The 19,467-nt window shown below is 62.5% G+C and carries 17 protein-coding genes; 10 read left to right on the top strand and 7 right to left on the bottom strand.

The genetic code is table 11. From position 1 onward, the window contains the following. Positions 1-109: 109 nt before the first annotated feature. The gene (gene glmM, locus DX923_RS09600; RefSeq protein ID WP_116114442.1) at positions 110-1,468 is read left to right on the top strand and encodes a phosphoglucosamine mutase; all 1,359 of its coding nucleotides are present in this window, start codon (positions 110-112) and stop codon (positions 1,466-1,468) included. 83 nt (positions 1,469-1,551) lie between these two features. Here the strand turns inward: glmM and DX923_RS09595 are convergent, their stop codons facing one another. Both DX923_RS09595 and DX923_RS09590 read right to left on the bottom strand, forming a co-directional pair. Continuing rightward, positions 1,552-2,217: a carbonic anhydrase gene (locus DX923_RS09595; RefSeq protein WP_116114440.1), complete on the bottom strand. Its 666-nt coding sequence runs from the start codon at positions 2,215-2,217 to the stop codon at positions 1,552-1,554. After that, on the bottom strand, positions 2,214-3,935 hold the full coding sequence (locus DX923_RS09590; RefSeq protein ID WP_116114438.1) for a fumarate hydratase: 1,722 nt from the start codon (positions 3,933-3,935) through the stop codon (positions 2,214-2,216). Before DX923_RS09590 ends, DX923_RS09595 begins: the two co-directional genes overlap by 4 nt. Before the next feature lie 412 nt (positions 3,936-4,347). Between DX923_RS09590 and DX923_RS09585 the strand changes: the two genes are divergently transcribed. From DX923_RS09585 to DX923_RS09565, 5 genes are all read left to right on the top strand, one after another. After that, on the top strand, positions 4,348-5,655 hold the full coding sequence (locus DX923_RS09585; protein ID WP_116114436.1) for an extracellular solute-binding protein: 1,308 nt from the start codon (positions 4,348-4,350) through the stop codon (positions 5,653-5,655). Between the two features lie 26 nt (positions 5,656-5,681). Continuing rightward, positions 5,682-6,623, top strand: coding sequence for a carbohydrate ABC transporter permease (locus DX923_RS09580; protein ID WP_116116263.1), 942 nt, complete (start codon positions 5,682-5,684; stop codon positions 6,621-6,623). Positions 6,624-6,626: 3 nt separating this feature from the next. Further along, entirely contained in the window at positions 6,627-7,490 is an 864-nt protein-coding gene (locus DX923_RS09575) for a carbohydrate ABC transporter permease (RefSeq protein ID WP_116114434.1), read from the top strand. A 32-nt stretch (positions 7,491-7,522) separates the two neighbouring features. Next, positions 7,523-8,776, top strand: a complete 1,254-nt coding sequence (locus tag DX923_RS09570; protein WP_116114432.1) for an ABC transporter ATP-binding protein — start codon at positions 7,523-7,525, stop codon at positions 8,774-8,776. A 68-nt stretch (positions 8,777-8,844) separates the two neighbouring features. Further along, positions 8,845-9,555 (top strand): DUF4245 family protein, encoded by a 711-nt coding sequence (locus tag DX923_RS09565; protein WP_162872893.1) that lies wholly within the window; start codon positions 8,845-8,847, stop codon positions 9,553-9,555. Positions 9,556-9,589: 34 nt separating this feature from the next. Here the strand turns inward: DX923_RS09565 and DX923_RS09560 are convergent, their stop codons facing one another. Next, positions 9,590-9,847, bottom strand: a complete 258-nt coding sequence (locus DX923_RS09560) for an exodeoxyribonuclease VII small subunit (RefSeq protein ID WP_116116262.1) — start codon at positions 9,845-9,847, stop codon at positions 9,590-9,592. 5 nt (positions 9,848-9,852) lie between these two features. Beyond that, on the bottom strand, positions 9,853-11,139 hold the full coding sequence (xseA, locus tag DX923_RS09555) for an exodeoxyribonuclease VII large subunit (protein WP_116116261.1): 1,287 nt from the start codon (positions 11,137-11,139) through the stop codon (positions 9,853-9,855). Positions 11,140-11,271: 132 nt separating this feature from the next. Between xseA and DX923_RS09550 the strand changes: the two genes are divergently transcribed. Next, positions 11,272-12,273, top strand: a complete 1,002-nt coding sequence (locus tag DX923_RS09550) for a 4-hydroxy-3-methylbut-2-enyl diphosphate reductase (protein ID WP_116114428.1) — start codon at positions 11,272-11,274, stop codon at positions 12,271-12,273. Positions 12,274-12,325: 52 nt separating this feature from the next. On the opposite strand, the gene DX923_RS09545 is transcribed toward DX923_RS09550, so the two are convergent. Genes DX923_RS09545 through DX923_RS09535 form a run of 3 tightly spaced genes read right to left on the bottom strand, consistent with a single transcriptional unit; the run spans position 12,326 to position 15,879 of the window. Further along, positions 12,326-13,450: a glycosyltransferase gene (locus DX923_RS09545; protein ID WP_162872892.1), complete on the bottom strand. Its 1,125-nt coding sequence runs from the start codon at positions 13,448-13,450 to the stop codon at positions 12,326-12,328. Between the two features lie 10 nt (positions 13,451-13,460). After that, complete coding sequence (locus DX923_RS09540) at positions 13,461-14,354, bottom strand: glycosyltransferase family 2 protein (protein WP_162872891.1); 894 nt, start codon at positions 14,352-14,354, stop codon at positions 13,461-13,463. Between the two features lie 7 nt (positions 14,355-14,361). Then, entirely contained in the window at positions 14,362-15,879 is a 1,518-nt protein-coding gene (locus DX923_RS09535) for an O-antigen ligase family protein (protein ID WP_116114423.1), read from the bottom strand. A 184-nt stretch (positions 15,880-16,063) separates the two neighbouring features. On the opposite strand from DX923_RS09535, the gene DX923_RS09530 reads away from it, so the two are divergent. The 3 genes from DX923_RS09530 to DX923_RS09520 all read left to right on the top strand — a co-directional run bounded on the left by DX923_RS09530 (position 16,064) and on the right by DX923_RS09520 (position 19,442). After that, positions 16,064-17,224: a DegT/DnrJ/EryC1/StrS family aminotransferase gene (locus DX923_RS09530; protein ID WP_116114422.1), complete on the top strand. Its 1,161-nt coding sequence runs from the start codon at positions 16,064-16,066 to the stop codon at positions 17,222-17,224. Beyond that, positions 17,221-17,901 carry a sugar transferase gene (locus DX923_RS09525; protein ID WP_116114420.1) on the top strand — a complete coding sequence of 227 codons (681 nt, stop codon included), beginning with the start codon at positions 17,221-17,223 and terminating at the stop codon, positions 17,899-17,901. Before DX923_RS09530 ends, DX923_RS09525 begins: the two co-directional genes overlap by 4 nt. A gap of 68 nt (positions 17,902-17,969) precedes the next feature. After that, positions 17,970-19,442 carry an oligosaccharide flippase family protein gene (locus DX923_RS09520; protein ID WP_116114418.1) on the top strand — a complete coding sequence of 491 codons (1,473 nt, stop codon included), beginning with the start codon at positions 17,970-17,972 and terminating at the stop codon, positions 19,440-19,442. Positions 19,443-19,467 lie beyond the last annotated feature (25 nt).

Here is a 19,467-nt window from a genome sequence, read left to right as displayed (position 1 = left end):
AGTTTTTTCGCAGGCGGAAGAGTACCGGCCGGTCACTTTTCCGAACAGCCCGCTAGATTGGTGCAGTAAATCGCGCGCCTCACTGGGACAAGAAGGGGAAACGCTGCTAATGGGAGCACGTCTGTTCGGTACCGACGGGGTTCGTGGCCTCGCTAATAAGGACCTGACCGCTGATCTGGCACTGAACCTGTCCGTAGCAGCTGCACGAGCCCTGGGAGACCGCGGAGCTTTCGGTGGGCATCGGGCCGTCGCTGTCGTAGGCCGGGACACCCGGGCTTCAGGTGAATTCCTGGGGGCTGCTGTCTGTGCAGGTTTCGCTTCTGCTGGGGTCGATGTCCTTGATGCAGGCGTTCTGCCGACACCGGCCATCGCCTACCTGACCGCTCGGATGAGTGCTTCTATGGGCGCAGTCCTGTCGGCCTCTCACAACGCAATGCCGGACAATGGCATCAAATTCCTCGGCAAGGGTGGGCACAAACTCAGCGATGCCACCGAGGACGCGATCAGCACGCGTATGGGGGAGCCTTGGGTGGAACGCCCTCTCGGGGCTGGTGTTGGGCGGATCAGACCTTTCCCAGAAGGCACGGAATTCTATATTGAGCACCTACTCACCAGCGTCTCCACCCGCTTGGACGGATTGCACGTCGTCGTCGACGCCGCACATGGAGCTGCCAGCGAGGTCGGGCCGGAGGTCTTCAAGCGTGCCGGCGCCACGGTGGACGAGATCGGGACCTCTCCTGACGGTCTGAACATCAACGATGGATACGGTTCGACCCACCTCGAACGGCTCCAAGAAGCTGTTGTCGCTCGAGGAGCGGACCTCGGGTTCGCCTGGGACGGCGACGCCGACCGGTGCCTGGCCGTCGATGCTGAAGGCAGCATCGTCGACGGCGATCAGATCATGGCGATCCTGGCGTTGAGCCTTCGTGAACAAGGCCGACTCGTCGACGACACTCTGGTCATCACCGTGATGAGCAACCTCGGTCTCATCCAGGCGATGGAGCGCGAACAGATCGTGATCCGTCAGACGGCAGTCGGCGACCGCTATGTGCTGGAGGACATGCGGTCCGGGAGCTACTCCCTGGGTGGAGAACAGTCCGGACACGTCATCATGTCTGACCACGGGACGACCGGCGATGGCGTCCTCACCGCGTTGGCGATCGCCGCACGGGTAGTGGAGTCAGGACGTAGCCTTGCCGATCTGGCTTCGGTGATGCACCGTCTTCCCCAGGTGCTCATCAACGTCAAGGGCGTCGACAAGGACCGGGTCCAGAGCGACGAAGGAGTACAGCAAGCCGTTCGGGAGATCGAGGCCCAGTTCGGTAGCTCGGGCAGGGTTCTCCTACGTAAGTCGGGAACCGAGCCCTTGGTGAGGGTGATGGTCGAAGCTGATACTCAGGAACGTGCTCAAGAAGCAGCTGATCAGCTCGCAAGTGTGGTGCGCGCCCGGCTGACGCTCTCCTCCTGAACCGCGCGAACCTCTTCAGGTCAAGCAGATTTCGGTCGTCCCCACTCTGGAATCACCGGAGGGCGACGGCCGAGATCCAGGAATCACTCGGTGATCACTCCGAGATAGTCCACAACGGTGGCATGTCCCTCGGCCAGCGCGTAGGTCAACCCGATGATGGCGCATTGGCCTCGATCAACGGTGTTCCTGATGAGTTGCGAACGTTCATAGATGAGGTGCAGCGTCTGACGCACATGCTCGACCTCCACCTCGTCAGTGGTGGTGGCACCCGCGCGGTGCGCAGCGATCACGCTGGGCGTAACTCTTTCGACGATGTCTCGGATGTACCCCTTGGGCATCGACGCATCGTTGTAATGCCTGATGGCTGCCTTGACCGCGCCGCAGGAGTCGTGGCCGAGAACCACGATGAGCGGTACGGAGAGTTCCTCGACAGCGAATTCGAGGGACCCGAGCACGCCATCACTCAAGATGTGTCCAGCTGTGCGGACGACGAAGAGATCGCCCAGCCCCTGGTCGAAGATCACTTCCGCAGCGACACGGGAATCCCCGCAGCCGAAGAAAACCGCGAAGGGGGCCTGCCCCCCTACGATCTCGCCTCGTCTGGCTGCATTCTGATTAGGACGTTCCGGTGTGCCTGCGACGAAACGATCGTTGCCAGCACGCAGAGCTGCCCAAGCCTGGGCAGGAGAAGCTGGCCGGCTTGTTGCAGCGGCGCTGCCGGCCAGCTTCTGAGGAATCCTTGAAGTCACTTCACCGTTCCGGAGTCGGGGCCACGGCCCTGATCTTCCAGGCCTGGCCGGGTGGGGATGGTGCGCTGAATGCTTTTCGGGCCAACCGTGGCGAAGAAGTCATTTCCCTTGTCATCAACGACGATGAAAGCAGGGAAATCTTCGACTTCAATCTTCCAGACAGCTTCCATGCCGAGCTCGGGATATTCCAACACCTCTACCTTCTTGATGCAATCCTGGGCAAGGCGCGCTGCCGGCCCACCGATCGATCCCAGGTAGAAACCGCCGTGGTTGGCGCAGGCATCCGTGACCTGCTTCGACCTGTTTCCCTTGGCCAGCATGATCATCGAACCGCCTGCTGCCTGGAACTGATCCACATATGAGTCCATCCGGCCTGCCGTGGTCGGTCCGAAAGAGCCAGAGGGCATGCCCTCCGGTGTCTTGGCGGGGCCGGCGTAGTACACCGGGTGGTCCTTCATGTACTGAGGCATCTCTTCGCCGGCGTCCAACCGCTCCTTGATCTTGGCGTGGGCGATATCCCTGCCCACGACCAAGGTTCCGGTGAGGGAGACCCTTGTCCTGATGGGATGCTGTGAGAGCTCGTGCAGGATTTCCGGCATCGGACGAGACAGATCGATCCGGACTACGTCATCGCCTTGATCGGGCAGATCATCGTCGATGACTTCAGGTAGGTACTTCGCAGGTTCGAACTCGAGCTGCTCGATGAAGACCCCCTCAGGCGTGATCTTCCCCCGGCACTGTCGGTCTGCGGAGCAGGACACGGCGATTGCCACCGGCAGGGAAGCGCCATGACGAGGAAGGCGGATCACGCGTACATCGTGACAGAAGTACTTACCGCCGAACTGGGCTCCGATTCCTAGTTCTCGAGTCAGCTCGAGAACCTTGTGTTCCATATCGAGATCCCGGAAGCCTCGTCCGGTGGCGGCATTTCCTTTGGTAGGCAATTCATCGAGATATTTTGCTGATGCATATTTTGCACTCTTCAAAGCAAATTCGGCAGATGTGCCACCGATGACGATGGCCAGATGATACGGCGGGCAGGCTGCTGTGCCGAGTGAAGAAATCTTCTCCCTGAGGAAGCTCCTGATTGCTTCAGGGTTGAGAATGGCCTTGGTCTCCTGGAAGAGATAGGACTTATTGGCGCTGCCGCCGCCCTTGGCCATGAACAGGAACTTGTAAGTGTTCTCGTGTCCTGGCGCGGTGTCGGCATACAACTCGATCTGGGCCGGAAGGTTGTTCCCGGTGTTCTTCTCCTCGAACATGGTCACCGGTGCGTTCTGCGAATAGCGCAGATTGAGCTTGGTGTAGGCCTCGTACACCCCACGGCTGATCGGCTCTTCGTCCGTGCCTTCGGTCAGAACGTGCTGTCCACGCTTGCCCATCACGATCGCTGTCCCGGTGTCCTGACACATCGGCAGGACATCACCGGCCGAGATATTGGCGTTCTTCAGCAGATCGAGAGCGACGAACTTGTCATTGTCGCTGGCCTCAGGGTCGTCCATGATGGTCCGTAGCTGCTGGAGATGAGCCGGACGCAGATAGTGGGCGATGTCATGCATGGCGGTCTGAGCCAACAGAGTGAGCGCCTCCGGGGCGATCTGAAGGAAGGTTCGCCCATCTGGGCCGGAAATCGTTCGAACTCCGTCGTCGCTCAACTTCCGATAAGGGGTCGGATCGTCGCCGATCGGCAATAGATCTTCGTACACGAAGTCGCTCATCATCTTCTCCTCTGCCTTCGGGGCCCGGATCGGTGCCGCAGGCGGGCGGCACCACCGGGGTGGCGGGACAACTGATGCGCAGCCTCACGAGAGGCCCGATATCAGCCGCCGTACCCCTTCAGGGTATGCCGCTCCGAGGTGCCTCAGAACGCTTCCCCGCAGGTCGTCCGATGTGGGACCTTCGGCTCTCATGCCGGGAGCACTGCACCCCGGAAGCCTGCTTCGCAAGGTCATGGAGAATCTCCGACGCGCCGGATGCGGCGGGTCTCGTGCGTCGGGGCTTCGGCGATGGCAGGGTGAAGGGGAGCGTCGCGCACAGTGGGGTGCCCGAGCTGCCGTAGAGCTGATCCGCGAAAGAGGCGATCCAGCACGACCCGCTCCCGGACCGTGCTGCCAGGTCCGAGGAGACGTGATGCGTAGAAGCCACCTGACCGGGCGAGCGACAGCCGTCGCCACCGTTGCCCTCTTGGTGGGCGTCAATGCAGTTGCGTGTTCAAGCGCACCGCCGGCGCATGAACTCGTCTGGTACATCAACCCTGATCGAGGGAACACCGACCCGACGCGAGGTGGCCAGGCCCAACTTGCCAAGGAATGCTCACAAGCCTCGGGCGGGGAGTACTCGATCAAAGTCGTGATGCTTCCCAACAGTGCCAGCGATCAACGCCAACAACTGCTCAGAAGATTGGCTGCCGACGACGCCTCCATGGACATCATGTCCGTAGATCCGGCCTTCGTTTCTGAATTCGCCGAGCCGGGCTATTTGGAACGGGTCCCTGAATCATTACGGGCCGGGTTCACCGAAGACGTCGTCACCTCGGCTGTCGACTCCTCCACCTGGAAGAACGAGCTCGTCGGCGTACCGCTATGGGCGAACACGCAACTGTTGTGGTACCGAAAATCGGTGGCGCTGAAAGCGGGATTGGATCTCACCAAACCCGTGACCTGGGACCAATTGATCGACGTAGCAGCGGAACAACGCCGAACCGTGGCAGTGCAGAGCAAACCCTACGAGGGCTACACCGTCTGGGTGAACTCCCTCATCGAAGGAGCGGGTGGACGGATCATCGAGAAATATCCCGCCGATCCCAAGAACATGGAGCTGGGGCTTGGTGGAGAAGCAGGAAAGAAAGCCGCGAAGATCATCAAGAAGATCGACGAGCGTGATGTGGGGGGACCCGCCATGGGCGCGAACGACGAACCGGTCTCCCTCGACCTCTTCTCCGATGACAAGAACGGCGGCTTCCTCGTCAACTGGCCTTATGTGTGGACTGCGCTTCAGGAGAAGAACCCGCAAGCTGCGCAAGATCTGGGCTGGGCCAGATATCCCAGGACCGTTGCGGACAAGGAATCGAAGCCACCGCTGGGCGGTATCGTCCTGGGCGTCAACAGGGCCAGCACGAAGCAACAGAAAGCCTGGAAAGCCATCAGCTGCCTGACCGATGCGCCACGGCAGAAGCTCTACATGTCGGGCAGCGGCAACCCTGCAGCACGACGCGCCGTCTACTTGGACCCGGAGATCCTCGAGAAATACCCGATGGCCTCGATGATCCGTGACTCGTTGGACGCTGCCGCAGCACGACCCCGATCCCAGTACTACGGGGACATCTCCACCGCCATCTATCGGACGTACAGTCCGCCTCACGCCATTGACCCGGAGGTCATCGGAGCGAAGGCCGAAGAGAAGATCAAAGCGGTTCTGCAGGGAAGGGCTCTCCTATGACTGCCGAAACCGAAACCCCTGCCGGAATGGAGCCCTCCGGCAAAGGGAAGAACGCCCAGCCGTCGGTGAAACGAGCGAAACGGAAACGAGAGGAATATCTTCTGGGGTGGAAGCTTGCCGGACCGGCTTTTGTCATCATGGTGGCCGTCACTGCCTATCCCATCCTGCAAGCGATATGGACTTCTTTCTTCTCCTACCGGCTCACCGACCCTCAAAGTCGTGAATTCATCGGGGCGAACAATTACTTCACAGCGCTGACCGATGTCGAATTCGGAAAAGCGATCATGGTCACCCTGGCCATTACTGCTGTCACCGTTATCGTGGAACTCGTTCTCGGCATGATCATCGCGATGGTCATGCACCGGATCGTCTTTCCTCGCAAAGCACTACGTACCATCGTGCTCCTTCCCTACTCGATCATCACCGTCGTCTCCGGGTTCGCCTGGCTCTACGGATTCAGAGTCACCACTGGATTCACGAACCACTGGCTGAACTTCCTCTCAGCCGGGCGGTTCCCACTCGCCTACGACTGGTTCGGGGACACCTGGAGCGCGCTCGCGGTCATCTGCCTGTCGGAGATCTGGAAGACGACTCCATTCATGTCACTGCTCCTGCTGGCCGGTCTTGCCCAGGTCGACTCCACCCTGGAGGAAGCCGCGAAGGTCGACGGTGCGACCTTCCTCCAGGTACTCACCCGCGTCATCCTTCCCAACATGAAGGCGGCGATCATGGTTGCGCTGCTCTTCCGGACGTTGGACGCCTTCCGCATCTTCGACAACATCTTCATCATGACCGGCGGTGCCGACGGGACCAGGTCCTTCTCTCTGCTCGCCTACGACCAGACCATCAGCCGTGTCGAGGTCGGCATGGGCTCAACTCTGTCTGTCCTGCTCTTCCTGTGCGTTCTGTTCATCGCCTATGTCTTCATCAGATTCTTCAAGGTCGACCTGGTCGAAGGGAAAGGGTGACCCATGTCAGCCGAGGCCAGTAGGAAGAAGACATGGGGCATGCTTGCCCTGGCCGTCCCGATCATGTTGTGGACCATGGTCCCGCTGCTGTGGATGCTTTCTCTGTCCTTGAAAGATTCCCAGTCGCAGTCCGATGTCGAGAAGAATCTGTTCGGTAATTTCTGGCCTAAGGAACCGAGCCTGGAGAACTACGACCTGATCTTCAACGGTGGCGCGCGTGAGCTCTTCCTGCCAGCGCTGCGCAATTCCCTGATCGTCTGTCTTAGCGCGACTTTGATCTCGGTGATCCTGGCGATGTTCTGCGCCTACGCCATCAGCCGATTGGCCTTTCCCGGTCGGCGGCTGATCCTCGGAACGGCTCTGGTGGTCTCCTTCTTCCCGGTGATCTCCCTGGTGACCCCGCTGTACGACCTGTGGCGTCGAATCGGTCTGTTCGACACCATCCCCGGACTGGTCCTGCCCTATCTCTCCTTGACCCTGCCGCTGTCCATCTGGATTATGACGGCCTTCTTCAAACAGATTCCCTGGGAGATGGAACAAGCGGCTCAAGTAGACGGGGCGACCAGTTGGGAAGCCTTCCGGAAGGTGATCATTCCTCTGGCGATGCCGGGAGTGTTTACCACCGCGATCATCACGTTCTTCACCGCCTGGAACGACTTCGTCTTCGCTATCTCGCTGACCTCATCGGAGAAGGCCAGGACGGTGCCGGCTGCGCTGGCCTTTTTCACTGGTTCATCACAGTTCGAACAGCCCACCGGGGCCATCATGGCGGCTTCGGTCGTCGTCACCATCCCGGTGATCCTGCTGGTACTGATCTTCCAACAACGCATCGTGGCCGGCCTGACATCAGGTGCTGTCAAGGGGTAGGAAACGACGAAGAAAGACGGAGGAGAGCCTCGATGTCCTACATAGAGCTCGTCAACCTGGTCAAGAAGTACGGCGACGGATACCCCGCGGTCAACGATGTGACCCTCGATATCAAGGACGGGGAGCTCATGATCCTCGTCGGGCCTTCCGGCTGCGGGAAATCGACCCTGTTGAGGATGATCGTGGGCTTGGAGGAGATCACCGGGGGTGACCTGCGAGTCGATGGCCAGCGCATCAACGACCTGGCACCTAGGGAACGCAATCTCGCCATGGTGTTCCAGAACTATGCGCTCTATCCGCATCTGACGGTTTACGAGAACATCGCTTTCCCCCTGAGGCTGAGCAAAGGAGGGCTCAACGAAGCCTCGATCCGTGATCGCGTCGAACGTGCTGCTGCCATGCTTGAGCTCACCGAACATCTTTCCCGAAAACCAGGGAACCTGTCCGGTGGGCAACGGCAAAGGGTAGCCATGGGGCGGGCCATCGTCCGGGACGCAGATGCCTTTCTCTTCGACGAACCACTGTCGAACCTCGATGCGAAGCTCCGTGGACAGATGCGCACCGAGATCGCACGGATGCAACGATCCATGCAGATGACCACTATCTACGTGACCCATGACCAGACCGAGGCGATGACTCTGGGGGACCGGGTCGCCGTGCTGAAGAAAGGCGTTCTGCAACAGTGCGCCAGCCCCCGCGAACTCTACGAGCAGCCGGTCAACCTCTTCGTCGCCGGATTCATTGGATCGCCTCCGATGAACTTCCTGCCTGCACAGATCGCTGGAGGTCGGATGAAGCTCCCCTTCGGAGAGGTGCCCGTACCGGGCCAGCTGAAGGGTGCACTCCTCGACAAGTCGGTGGTCATCGTCGGCATCCGCCCCGAACACCTCAAAGATCGGAATCTGCACGAACGACCCTCTCCCGAAGCTGTGCACTTCAGCGTTCCCATCGATGTCACCGAATGGTTGGGCAACGAACAGTACGCCTACGTGCCCTATGAATCAGACCCTCAAGTGCAGAACAGGCTGACCGAACTCGACCGTGAGCTCGACGGGGAAGGACTGCGCACCCAGATGGTCGTCAACCTGGATGCTCGCAGCAGAGTCCGTGAAGGAGAGAACGCCGAACTGTTCTTCGAACCCGGCAATATGCACGTCTTCGACCCGGAGAGCGGGGCCTGCCTCAGCCGAGACGAAGCCCAGGCCGAACGGATCGCCAAGGAGAGCGAAGAAGATCGGAAACGCGCGCTCGAGCGTGCGCAGGAGCGTCAGCGTACGACGGCCTGACCTGATCTTCGCAGAAGGGGATGGGCGAACAAGCTGAAGGGTCTGCTCCGACGCTTAGCATGGGCCGGGTGACCGGCATCGACTCCACGCAGACCTCTGCCTCGGGCGGGGGAAGCCATCCCGGTGGCGACCGCGCGCCTTCTCCTGCTGGAGAATCCACCGGGGCTCGGCCCACGAGTACACACGGACGGGGGAACTGGCGCAGCCTGGTCGTCTCCATGATCGTGATGAGTCTGTTCGTCTTCGCCGTCGTCGCCCTGATGCCGCGGCCGGTCGCCCGCGAACGCGCCACGGTCGACGTTCAACGCACCGTCGGTCAGATCCGTACCGACCCGACCTGGCCGGTCGCGCTCGTGGAAACAGGGGATCAATGGCATGCCACGCTCGTCCGGCACTCGGCCGACGACAAAGGGATCATGACCTGGCGGGTCGGATACCATCGCCGACCCGGTGACGACCGTTATGTTGTGCTCAGCCAGGCCAAGAGCGCAGATTTAGCTGGTCGGGAAGGGCTGGAAGCCTGGCTGGAACGAGAGACCCTGGGGTCTGAGACCCGGGACAACGTCGAGATCGCCGGCCGGTATTGGCAGCGACGCAATGCCTCGATCGAGAGCGGCACCGGGGAACGCATCCGGCGTAGCCTCGTCGCTGACGCCGGACCGGGGTCAGGAGAACTGGTCACCGTGCTGAGTGGAGAGGTCGACGAAGCCACGCTGTCGGTCTTCGCTGCGGCATTGCGTATGCCGAAACCGGCAGAGGCCCCATCGACATCGCGGTGAAAAGAGAGGTGTGAAGAACGGAGTCGCGCTGGTCTCACTCCGGGACAGCTGCGTCCTCGGCGCCGCGCAGACGATGCTCGGCGCCCTTCAACCAGGACTCACAACGGTCAGCCAGGGCTTCGCCGCGCTCCCACAGGCGCATGCTCTCCTCCAGGCCGACGTGACCGCCCTCCAACCGACCCACAATGGAAACCAGCTCGTCGCGGGCAACTTCGTAGGACAGCCCTGACACATCGGCCTGCGCCGACGACGCATCCGGCCGGTCACTGTTGTCGATCTGCTCATCGTCCACGGAGGTCACCCTACGCTCGTGTCAGCAGGTGTGGACGAATCAGGGCCACCGACGGCGACATGTCGGTGACCCTGAGCCACTGCCACGACGCGGGCGTCGAAAGAGCCGTCGGCCATCTTCACCCGCACGGTCTGCTCAGGGGTGAGCATCGCGCTGTGTGCCAGAAGCCCACCATCGGGATTCTCCACCACCGCATATCCGCGTTGGAGAGTCGACAACGGGCTGAGCGCGCGCACCCTGGCTTGCAGATGATGGACGGTGTCCCGCTCGCGATGGATCTGCGAAGTCAACCGGAGCTGCATCCGAGAACGCAATGATGCCGTTTCCTGGCGGTGCGGTGCGAGCATCGTCGCGGGATCGGCGAGCACCGGTCGGGTACGTAATCCGTCCAAGTGGCGTCGTTCGGCAGCCAGCCGCACACGGATTCCCTGCCCCAGGCGAGTGCGTACGGTGGCCAGCCCGGTCCGTTCCTCTGCGACGTCGGGGACGACCTGTTTGGCGGCATCGGTGGGCGTGGAGGCTCGTAGATCGGCGACAAAATCCAACAGGGGAGTGTCCACGTCATGACCGATGGCGCTGACCACCGGGGTAGCAGCGGCCGCGACCGCGCGCACGAGTTCCTCGCTGCTGAAGGGGAGCAGATCCTCGAAGGACCCACCGCCACGAGCAATCACGATGACGTCGACCTGATCGTGTCCGTCCAGTTCGGACAGCGCACCACGGACGGCCGAGACGGCATCGACACCTTGGACGGGTACCTCACGGACCTCGAAACGGACTGCAGGCCACCTGCGCCGAGCATTCTCCAGGACATCCTGTTCGGCGGCACTGGCCCGTCCGCAGATCAGACCGACCACGCGTGGAAGAAAAGGCAGCGAGCGTTTCCGCTGAGGGGCGAAAAGACCCTCGTCGCTGAGCCGACGTTTCAACTGCTCGATCCGAGCCAGGAGATCGCCCTCACCGATCGGCTGGATCTGTCGACCTTCCAGCTGAAGAGTCCCCCGTTTTGCCCAGAATGTGGGCCGAGCCTGGACCACCACCCGAGAACCACTCGTCAACGGGGAAGGCAGCGCATCGACGACCGTGCCGGGCAGAGTCACGGTCAACGACATGTCGACATCCGGGTCCCGCAAGGTCAGGAAACACAGCCGACCTGACCTTCTGTTGAACTGCACGACCTGCCCTTCGACCCACAGCGGGCTCATCCGGCCGACGTACTCGGTGATCTTCGTCGACAGCAGATGCACCGGCCACGGATCCTCGGCAGTGGTCAACGCAGCCTTCTCCGGCAGGGACTTCGCCGCATTTTCGCCGTCACGCGCGGGGCCACCTCGGACGTTTTCAGAGCGGGAAGGGCTGTTCTGCGCAGGAGAGGGGACCACACGGATCAGCGTAATCTCCACGGCTGCTCCTACGATGGTTCGGTGAGCGAGAGCAAGCGTGTGCTGTTGGCAGCGCCCCGTGGATACTGCGCCGGCGTCGATCGTGCCGTCGTCACCGTCGAGAAAGCCCTGGAGCTGTACGGTCCCCCGGTCTATGTGCGTAAAGAGATCGTGCACAACAAACACGTCGTGGACACCCTGGCCCGACGTGGAGCGGTCTTCGTCGACGAGACCGAACAGGTTCCTGAAGGCGCGACCGTCGTCTTCTCCGCGCACGGTGTCTCCCCGATCGTCCACGAGGAAGCCGCCTCCCGATCGCTGAAGACGATCGACGCGACCTGCCCGCTGGTGACCAAAGTGCACCGGGAAGCTCGCAGGTTCGCCGGTAGCGACTACGACATCTTGCTCATCGGCCACGAAGGACACGAAGAAGTCGTCGGCACCTCCGGCGAGGCGCCCGAACACATCACGATCGTCGACGGCCCTGACGACGTCGACAACGTCCAGGTCCGCGACCCCGAGAAAGTGGTCTGGCTCTCCCAGACCACCCTGAGCGTCGACGAGACGATGGAGACGGTACGCCGCCTCCGGGAACGCTTCCCCCAGATGATCGACCCGCCCAGCGACGACATCTGCTACGCCACCCAGAACCGGCAACACGCCGTCAAACAGATGGCTGCCGAATGCGACCTGATGATCGTGGTCGGATCACGCAACTCCTCGAATTCCGTACGACTCGTCGAAGTCGCTGTCGAACACGGCGCCAAAGCCGGGTATCTCGTCGACTACGCCGCCGAGATCGACGATGCCTGGTTCGATGACGTACGCACTATCGGGGTGACCTCCGGAGCATCTGTGCCGGAGATCCTCGTCCGCGATGTACTGGCTGCGCTCGCCGATCGGGGATATGTGGACGTCGACACGGTCGTCTCCGCAGAAGAGAGCTTGCTCTTCGCGCTGCCCAATGAGTTACGTCGGGAGATCAAAGCCCGGGGTGGCTCCTCGAAGATCCACCGGTCCGACATCGGTGGACATCTGCACTGACCGGAGCGGCCCTCCTTGCTGACGCGATCCGGCAGCAGGGAGGGCCCCGGTCTCAGGCGGAGCGTGCGCCGCTGACCTGTTCATAGACCTCGGTCAGCCGTGCTGCGATGACCTGAGGTGAATGGTGATCGACGGCATAGGAACGGATCGCTGTCCGGTCCCAGCCGCGCCCGAAGGCCTCCTCCAAGCCTGCTGCGATCTGCGACACCTCATGCCCGGTCAGCACCCCGGTTTCCTCGGCGACAAAGCCTTCCGGGCCGCCTGACCTGGTACTCAGCACTGGAAGTCCCGCAGCCATGGCTTCGATGAGGACCACTCCGAAGGTTTCCGCCCGGGAGACGAGAGCGAACAGATCGGCCGAGGCGAAATGCTCGGCGATCTCGGCATGGGACAACGAACCTTCGAAGACGACCCGGTCCTGGATCCCCAACTCGACAGCCTTGGCCTTCCATTCCTCCAGCTGCGGCCCACGCCCGATCACGCTCAGATGCACATCGTCCAAACAGGACATCGCAAGTGCTTCGATGAGGGCGTCGACACGCTTGCGCGCAATCAGATTTCCCACAGTGACGATCCGCCGGGGGGAGTGCTCCTTCCACGGCAACCGGGTGAAGTTCTCAGCGTCCACCAGGTTCGGGATGTACACCGAATCACGGCCGGTCAAAGCAGCGACCCGGGCCTGGAGTCCGGGACTGACCGTGATCACGGCATCGGCTTCCGCATAAGCGATATGTGCGCCTTCCAGCATGGCCGGCTCCACTTGATCGGCCATCAGACCAGAGGTGTGCTCGGTGACGACCAAACGGTAGTCGTGCCGCCGCCGCCCCCGAGCAGCAGCGGCCGACCACCCGATGAAATGACTGTGGACCAGATCCGGAGCGCCATGCGCCCGCACCGCTGACCGATACAGCAGTTCCCAGGCCGCTGCCACCCACCGGTATCCCCACCGGTACTGGAGACGACCCAGCGGAAGACTCACCTCCACCACAGGAATGCCGTCCACCTCGCGGCGTCGGACACCCCACGGTCGGCGGTGCTGGACGAAACGGATGTCGAGTGCTCCATACACGACCTGATGCCCAGCAGCGGCCAAGGCCTTGGCCTGCTGGAATTCGAAAATGCCCAGGAGCGGCTGCCGCGGTCCGGGAACACCCCGGCCCAGAACGAGGACCTTCACAGCTCGCGTCTCACCGGCCCTGGCGTCCGGAGAGAATCTTGTAGAACCGCTGACGCAGTGACCACAACCGGGCATCCGACATGGCTGCGAGAGAGCCACGCTCAGCCTTGGACAGCCCGCGCTGAGTAAGGATGTTCAGGACCTTCCCCTCACGGCGGGACTTCTCCGCCTGGTACAAGGCGTCCAGGTGGGCTCGGTCCTCTGCCGGGAGCAGGAAACGCTCCTGTTCCAGCAGCAGACGCCAGGCCTCGTGTCGAGGGGCGATCGAAGCGCTCATCGTGTCGAAGTCACGTCCGCGGGGGTTCGAGTTGCCCCCATGGATTCGATATTCGAGAACGACCACCGGATTACGGATGTACCGTCGGGTCAGCGCGGGGCCGGCGAAGCCCAACCAGATGTCTTCGCTGGGCAGGCTCTCCGGGACGGGGAAGACCAACTCCGCCAGCTCCCGGGTGAAGGTCAGTACTCCGCCGGAAGCGCTGGTGGCGTCACCTCGAGGCAACTCCATCCCGTCGAATTCGGGGTCGTCCGAGAAGGAACGGAGTTTGTACGCGGACAATCCCAGGTCACCGGGCGTGCAGGTGGCGATATCAGCAGCTCGTACTGCCAAGGAACCTGCCGGGAGCCGGTCGTCCCCGGCGAGCAGGACGACCGCTTCTCCGGTGGCGGCCTCGAAAGCCATGTTGAAAGCCTTGGCTTTGCCGAATTTCTCACCGTGTGCCACCAGCCGGACCCGCGGGTCTTCGTCCGCCGCTTTCCGAATCAGCTGGACCGTGTCGTCGGTGGAACCGTCGTCGACGAACAGGACCTCCCAGTCCTCGTGTGTCTGTGCCTTCAAGGAATTGAGCATCTCCGGAAGATGGGTCTGCTCGTTGTAGACCGGGGAGAGGACGGAGATCTTCACCGACCGATCACCTTTCTGTGGGTTCGGGGTGCGCCAGGACTGCAGGCGCAGCTTCTGGCGCAGCGTCGGCCTGACGAGTGACCTGCTCATAGTTCCACGCCAAGGCGGCAGCATAGGCGCCCAGGAGCCAGAACGTTGGCGTCCCGATCGAGGAACTGGTGATCACGCTGGTCACCGCGAGTGCCAACAGGATGCCGAGGCCTTCGAAGACCAGCGGATCCGGCCACCACCGGCGTAGGGGGCGGAACCTGAGCAGACGCTGCAGAGTCAGCAGGATCACGGCGATGATGGGGAGCAGACCGAGCAGGCCGTAGTTGACGGCGATCTCGAGATAGGTGTTGTGCAGGTTCAGGACATGTTTCTTCGCTGCGGGGACGCCGGGCTGATAGTCAGGGTCTTGGGCGACCAGGGTCAGTGCGGCTCCGGCTCCGGCGCCGTGGACAGGGTTCTGCTCTACGTAGCGCAGGCCCAGGCGGGTGAGATCGAGGCGGAGTTTGTCAGCTGAAGCGACATCGGCCTGTTTTTTGTCAGCGCTGATGTTGTCCTGGTAACGGCCTGATTTGTTGGGTCGCGACGCCTGGTCGGTGACCCGGGCAGGCCGGACCTGGTTGAGCTGGGTGTCTTGGAGGATCGGCATGCCGACTGTGAGGACGATCAGGGCGACCGGGACCAGGAACCGCCGGGTGGGTAGACACCAGACAGCGGTGCCGACGAAGAGCATCATCAAGGCGAGCGCGCCTGCGCGGCTGCCGGTCAGGTAGACCGTGTAACTGGCGAGGACAAGGCATCCGAAGATGGCGATGATCCGCCAGGTGCGGGTGCGGGGTGCGACCGGTGGCGGGATGTCGGTGTCGTTCTCGGCGGCGTCGATGTGCTTCCGGTGGGGTCGGTGGCCCCCGACCTCGCGGACGAGTTGGGCGCAAAGGACGGCGACGACGGCGACCATGAAATTGGACAGGCCGTTGGGGTTGGTGTCGAGCCCGGCGACGGAGTAGACCGAGTAGGTCCATTCCTGGACGCCGGTGATCTCGCCGAGGTGGCGGCCGGTGAAGAACTCCCAGGTGACGAAGAGCATGGTGACGGCGAAAGCGAGCACCCAGCCGTGCCGAAGGAGCCGTACGCTGCGTGAGCTGCCTCGGGTGAGGACGAGCACGACCCAGGAGCCCCACATGGCCAGGGTTCCGGCGAGGATCTCGGTGCGTCCGGTGCTCGGAGCGGGGGACCACAGCAGGGTGATGGGTGCCCACACCGTCCAACAGAGCACCATCACCGAGTAGACCATCGGCAGCGTGCGCCGCCGGACTTCTCTGAGGAACAGGGGGATGGCGATGATCAGGCCGATGGCCCACAGGATCCGGTAGAAGTACGGAAATCCGGAAGCTCCGGGCATGACGGAAGCGAAAGGTCCTGCGAAGGCCAGGAGGGGGACCGCCACCAAAGCCTTCTGGGCTGTCGGGTAACGGTTCATGATCTTTCCGGTCAAGTCGGTGGTGCCATCGAGCTGAGTCATGTCTTTGCTGATCATCTAAAGGTCAGCCTCCCCCTATAGGGATCAGTCCACATAGTCATGCGTGGACAACGTCAATCGTGGTGAACGTCGTTCCAGCCCATCGCTGCAGTCGCAGCATGGCGCCAGCCCCCTAGGGGGTAGCCTACCGAGCGGGTAGGACGACAGGCGTCCGCACTGCCCAGGATCAAGGAGGAAAACGGTGAGCCAGGATTCGTTCATCCCCTTCGCTCTGCCGGACATCGGCGAAGAGGAGATCGAGGCCGTGGTGACGGCCATGCGTTCCGGATGGCTGACCACCGGACCGAATGCCGCTGCTTTCGAGCGGGAATTCGCTGATTTCCTTGGTGGCGGGGTCACGGCGATCGCAGTCAACTCGGCGACGGCAGGTCTGCATCTCGCCCTGGAGGCGTGTGGGATCGGTCCTGGGGACGAAGTCATTGTGCCCGACTGGACCTTTACGTCCACCGCAGAGGTTGTCCGCTATCTCGACGCCGACCCGGTGATGGTTGATGTCGATCCGGACACGCTGTGCATCGATTATGCGGCGGCTGCCGCTGCGGTGACCGAGCGGACGAAAGCCGTCATGCCGGTGCATTTCGCCGGGCTTCCGGTCGACCGGAAGGCGACGGCGGCCTTCGCGCGGGAGCACGGTCTGAAGGTGATCGAGGACGCCGCTCACTCCTTGCCGACGTATTCCCAGGGGCAGCTCGTCGGACAAGGCGAGTCCGATGCCGTGGTCTTCAGTTTCTACGCCACGAAGACCATGACCACCGGTGAAGGCGGGATGGTCGTCGTCCGGGACGAGGACGTGGCCCGTCGTATCCGCACGATGCGTCTGCACGGTATCAACCGTGATGTCTTCGACCGGTATCGCAGTACGAAACCCAGCTGGTTCTACGAGGTGGTCGAGGCGGGGTACAAGTACAACCTGACCGACCCGGCCGCAGCGATGGGGCGGGTGCAGTTGCGCCGGCAGCCGCAGATGGCGGCAGCTCGTAAAGCGCTGGCCGAACGCTATCTGGAGGCTTTCGCGGATCTTCCGGTGGATCTGCCGGCCGAGCCGGATGTTCCGGGGAGCACCCACGCCTGGCATCTGTTCGTGATGAAGCTGCGGGGCGATGCGCCGATCGACAGGGACACCTTCATCGCCAGAATGGCTGAGGCGGGGGTGGGGTGCAGTGTTCACTTCATTCCGTTGCACCGGCAGCCGTACTACCGTGAACGTTATTCCTTGACTGCGGAGCAGTTCCCCGTTGCTGAAGGTGAATTCGCTCGAGCGGTCAGCCTGCCGTTGTTCTCCTCGATGACCGAGGATCAACGGGAGAGAGTGGTCGACGCCGTACGGGAGGTCCTGTCATGACGATGCCCCGCGGAGCACGCCCGCCTCGGGACGACATGGGTCCGGTGCCACCGCACGGCAGCCACGTGACCTCGCTCGACTCGCCCAGTACGAAGCGCGCTTTCGATGCAGCCTGCGCCACGGTGGGGCTCATCGTGAGTTCGCCGGTGATGGCGGCGATCGCGGTGGCAGTAGCGGTCGAGAGCCCTGGGGGAGTGCTCTTCCGCCAGGAACGAGTCGGCTTGAACGGTAAGACCTTCCGGATCCATAAATTCCGGACGATGGCGGCCTCTCACGACGGGAAGCTGGTCAGCGCCAGTGGTGACGCCCGAGTCACCAAGGTCGGTCGGGTGCTGCGGGCCAGCAAGCTCGACGAACTGCCTCAGCTCATCGATGTGCTGCGTGGCGAGATGAGCCTGGTCGGTCCCCGCCCGGAAGTGCCTGTTTTCGTGCGGCAGTGGCCCGAGGAGCTACGTCCGTTGATCCTCTCGGTACGGCCGGGGATCACCGACCCCGGAAGTATCGTCTTCCGCAACGAGGCCGAGGAACTGGCTGCGGCAGAGGATCCCGAACGTCACTATGTCGATTCGATCCTTCCTCGGAAGGCGCGGCTCTACGCCGAATATGTGCGTAACCGCAGTTTCCTCGGGGATCTCCGCCTCATCGGATCCACGGTGAAGGTCGTGGCCAAGGGCTGAAGCGTGATGAACACGGGGCTGGATGCTCGTGGACGGACGTCCGACCGAGTCGGCTTAGGATCAGGCCTGTGACCGAACCCGCTCATTCACAGAGCCCCCCTTCACCGGGGAGGCTCGCCCGCCTGTCGTCCCTGGCTCGACTCGGGGACGGTGGTGCTGGGCGCCATGTCGCCCAGCTCGGCGGTGGCACTGCCGTCGTCATGGCCATCCAGCTGGGAGCGCAGGTCCTCCTCGGTCATTGGTATTCGGACGCCGAATTCGCCACCTTCCGTAACCTCGTCGCCTTCGCCACGATCGTCGCCATGGTCGCGACCCTGCGCCTGGAAATGACGATTCCGCTGGCAGAGGACGAAAAAGGCGCCGATGACATCACCCGGTTGGTCATTGTCCTCGCCACGGGAGCCTCCCTGCTGTGCCTCCCGATCGCGGTCGCCCTGGCCGTCGGGGGATGGGCCGTCCCGGAGGAGTACCGGCTCTCCGTGCTGATCGCGCCTCTCGTGGTGTGGGCCAGCGCCTGTTTCACCGCGTTGCGGGCCTACCAGAGTCGCAAAAAGCAGTTCCGGCAGATGAGCGACGCCAATATCGCCGGAACAGTCTTCACCGCAGGCACCCAGGTCGGCCTCGGTGGTGTGGGGTTCACCTCCACCGGACTGGGGCTGGGTTACGGGCTGGGCCGGCTCGCTGCTGTGTCGATGATGATTCGGCGCAGCACCCTGCCGTTGAGAGGTCGGGTCGACTTCGGTCTCATTCGCGCATGGAAACAGTTCCCCACGTGGATGTTGCTACCAGCAGTGCTCAACGCGGTCACCGTCGGAGCAGTGTCTCCGCTGGTGACGATGCTCTACGGACCGAACTTCGCCGGCCAGTTCGGTTTCGCCCAGATGCTGCTGGCCGTCCCTGTGGCGATGCTCGGACAGGCCGTCGCCAGCGTCTTCTACGTGCGTTTCGCCGCGATGCAACGCGACTCCCAGGACACCTCCCAGGCGATGGTGCGACTCGCCACGGTGCTGATGGGGATCGCCCTGATGATCTTCGTCCCGGTCACCCTGCTCGGGCGGGAGGCCTTCAACCTGATCTGGTCCGACGGCAAATGGGAGACCGCCGGATTCATCTGCGGAATCATGGCCCCCTATCTGATGGTCAACTTCGTCTCTTCCCCCTTGTCAGGATATGCCGCGGTGAAGAACGAGGTTCGACGACAGTTCCTGCTGTCCTGGATCGAGGCCGGACTGCGGATCCCCGCGTTGGCGCTCGGGCTCTGGTGGGGTGGCCCCTACCTGGGGATCCTGGCCTACAGCGTCGCCGGCCTGTTGATCTGTCTCTACTGGACCCTGTGGGTGATGACCCTTTCCGGGGCCGGGCTGGCCCGCGCATGGGGCGCAGTCACCATCCCTCTCGTCGTCGCATTGCTGTCCTCGGTATGGTCGTTCGAAGGCCGTGTCCTGGTCGACCAGATGGCATATGTAGGGGTGTCCTTGGCTGTCTCGGTCATCGCAGCCGGGGTCGGCGGTTTGAGCGTCGTGAAGGCTCTACGTGCATGAACAGCGATCACACGAGGAGAACTGC

It is taken from the genome of Austwickia chelonae, assembly GCF_003391095.1.
Classification (GTDB): domain Bacteria; phylum Actinomycetota; class Actinomycetes; order Actinomycetales; family Dermatophilaceae; genus Austwickia; species Austwickia chelonae_A.
This window is presented reverse-complemented; position numbering and strand designations above follow the sequence as displayed.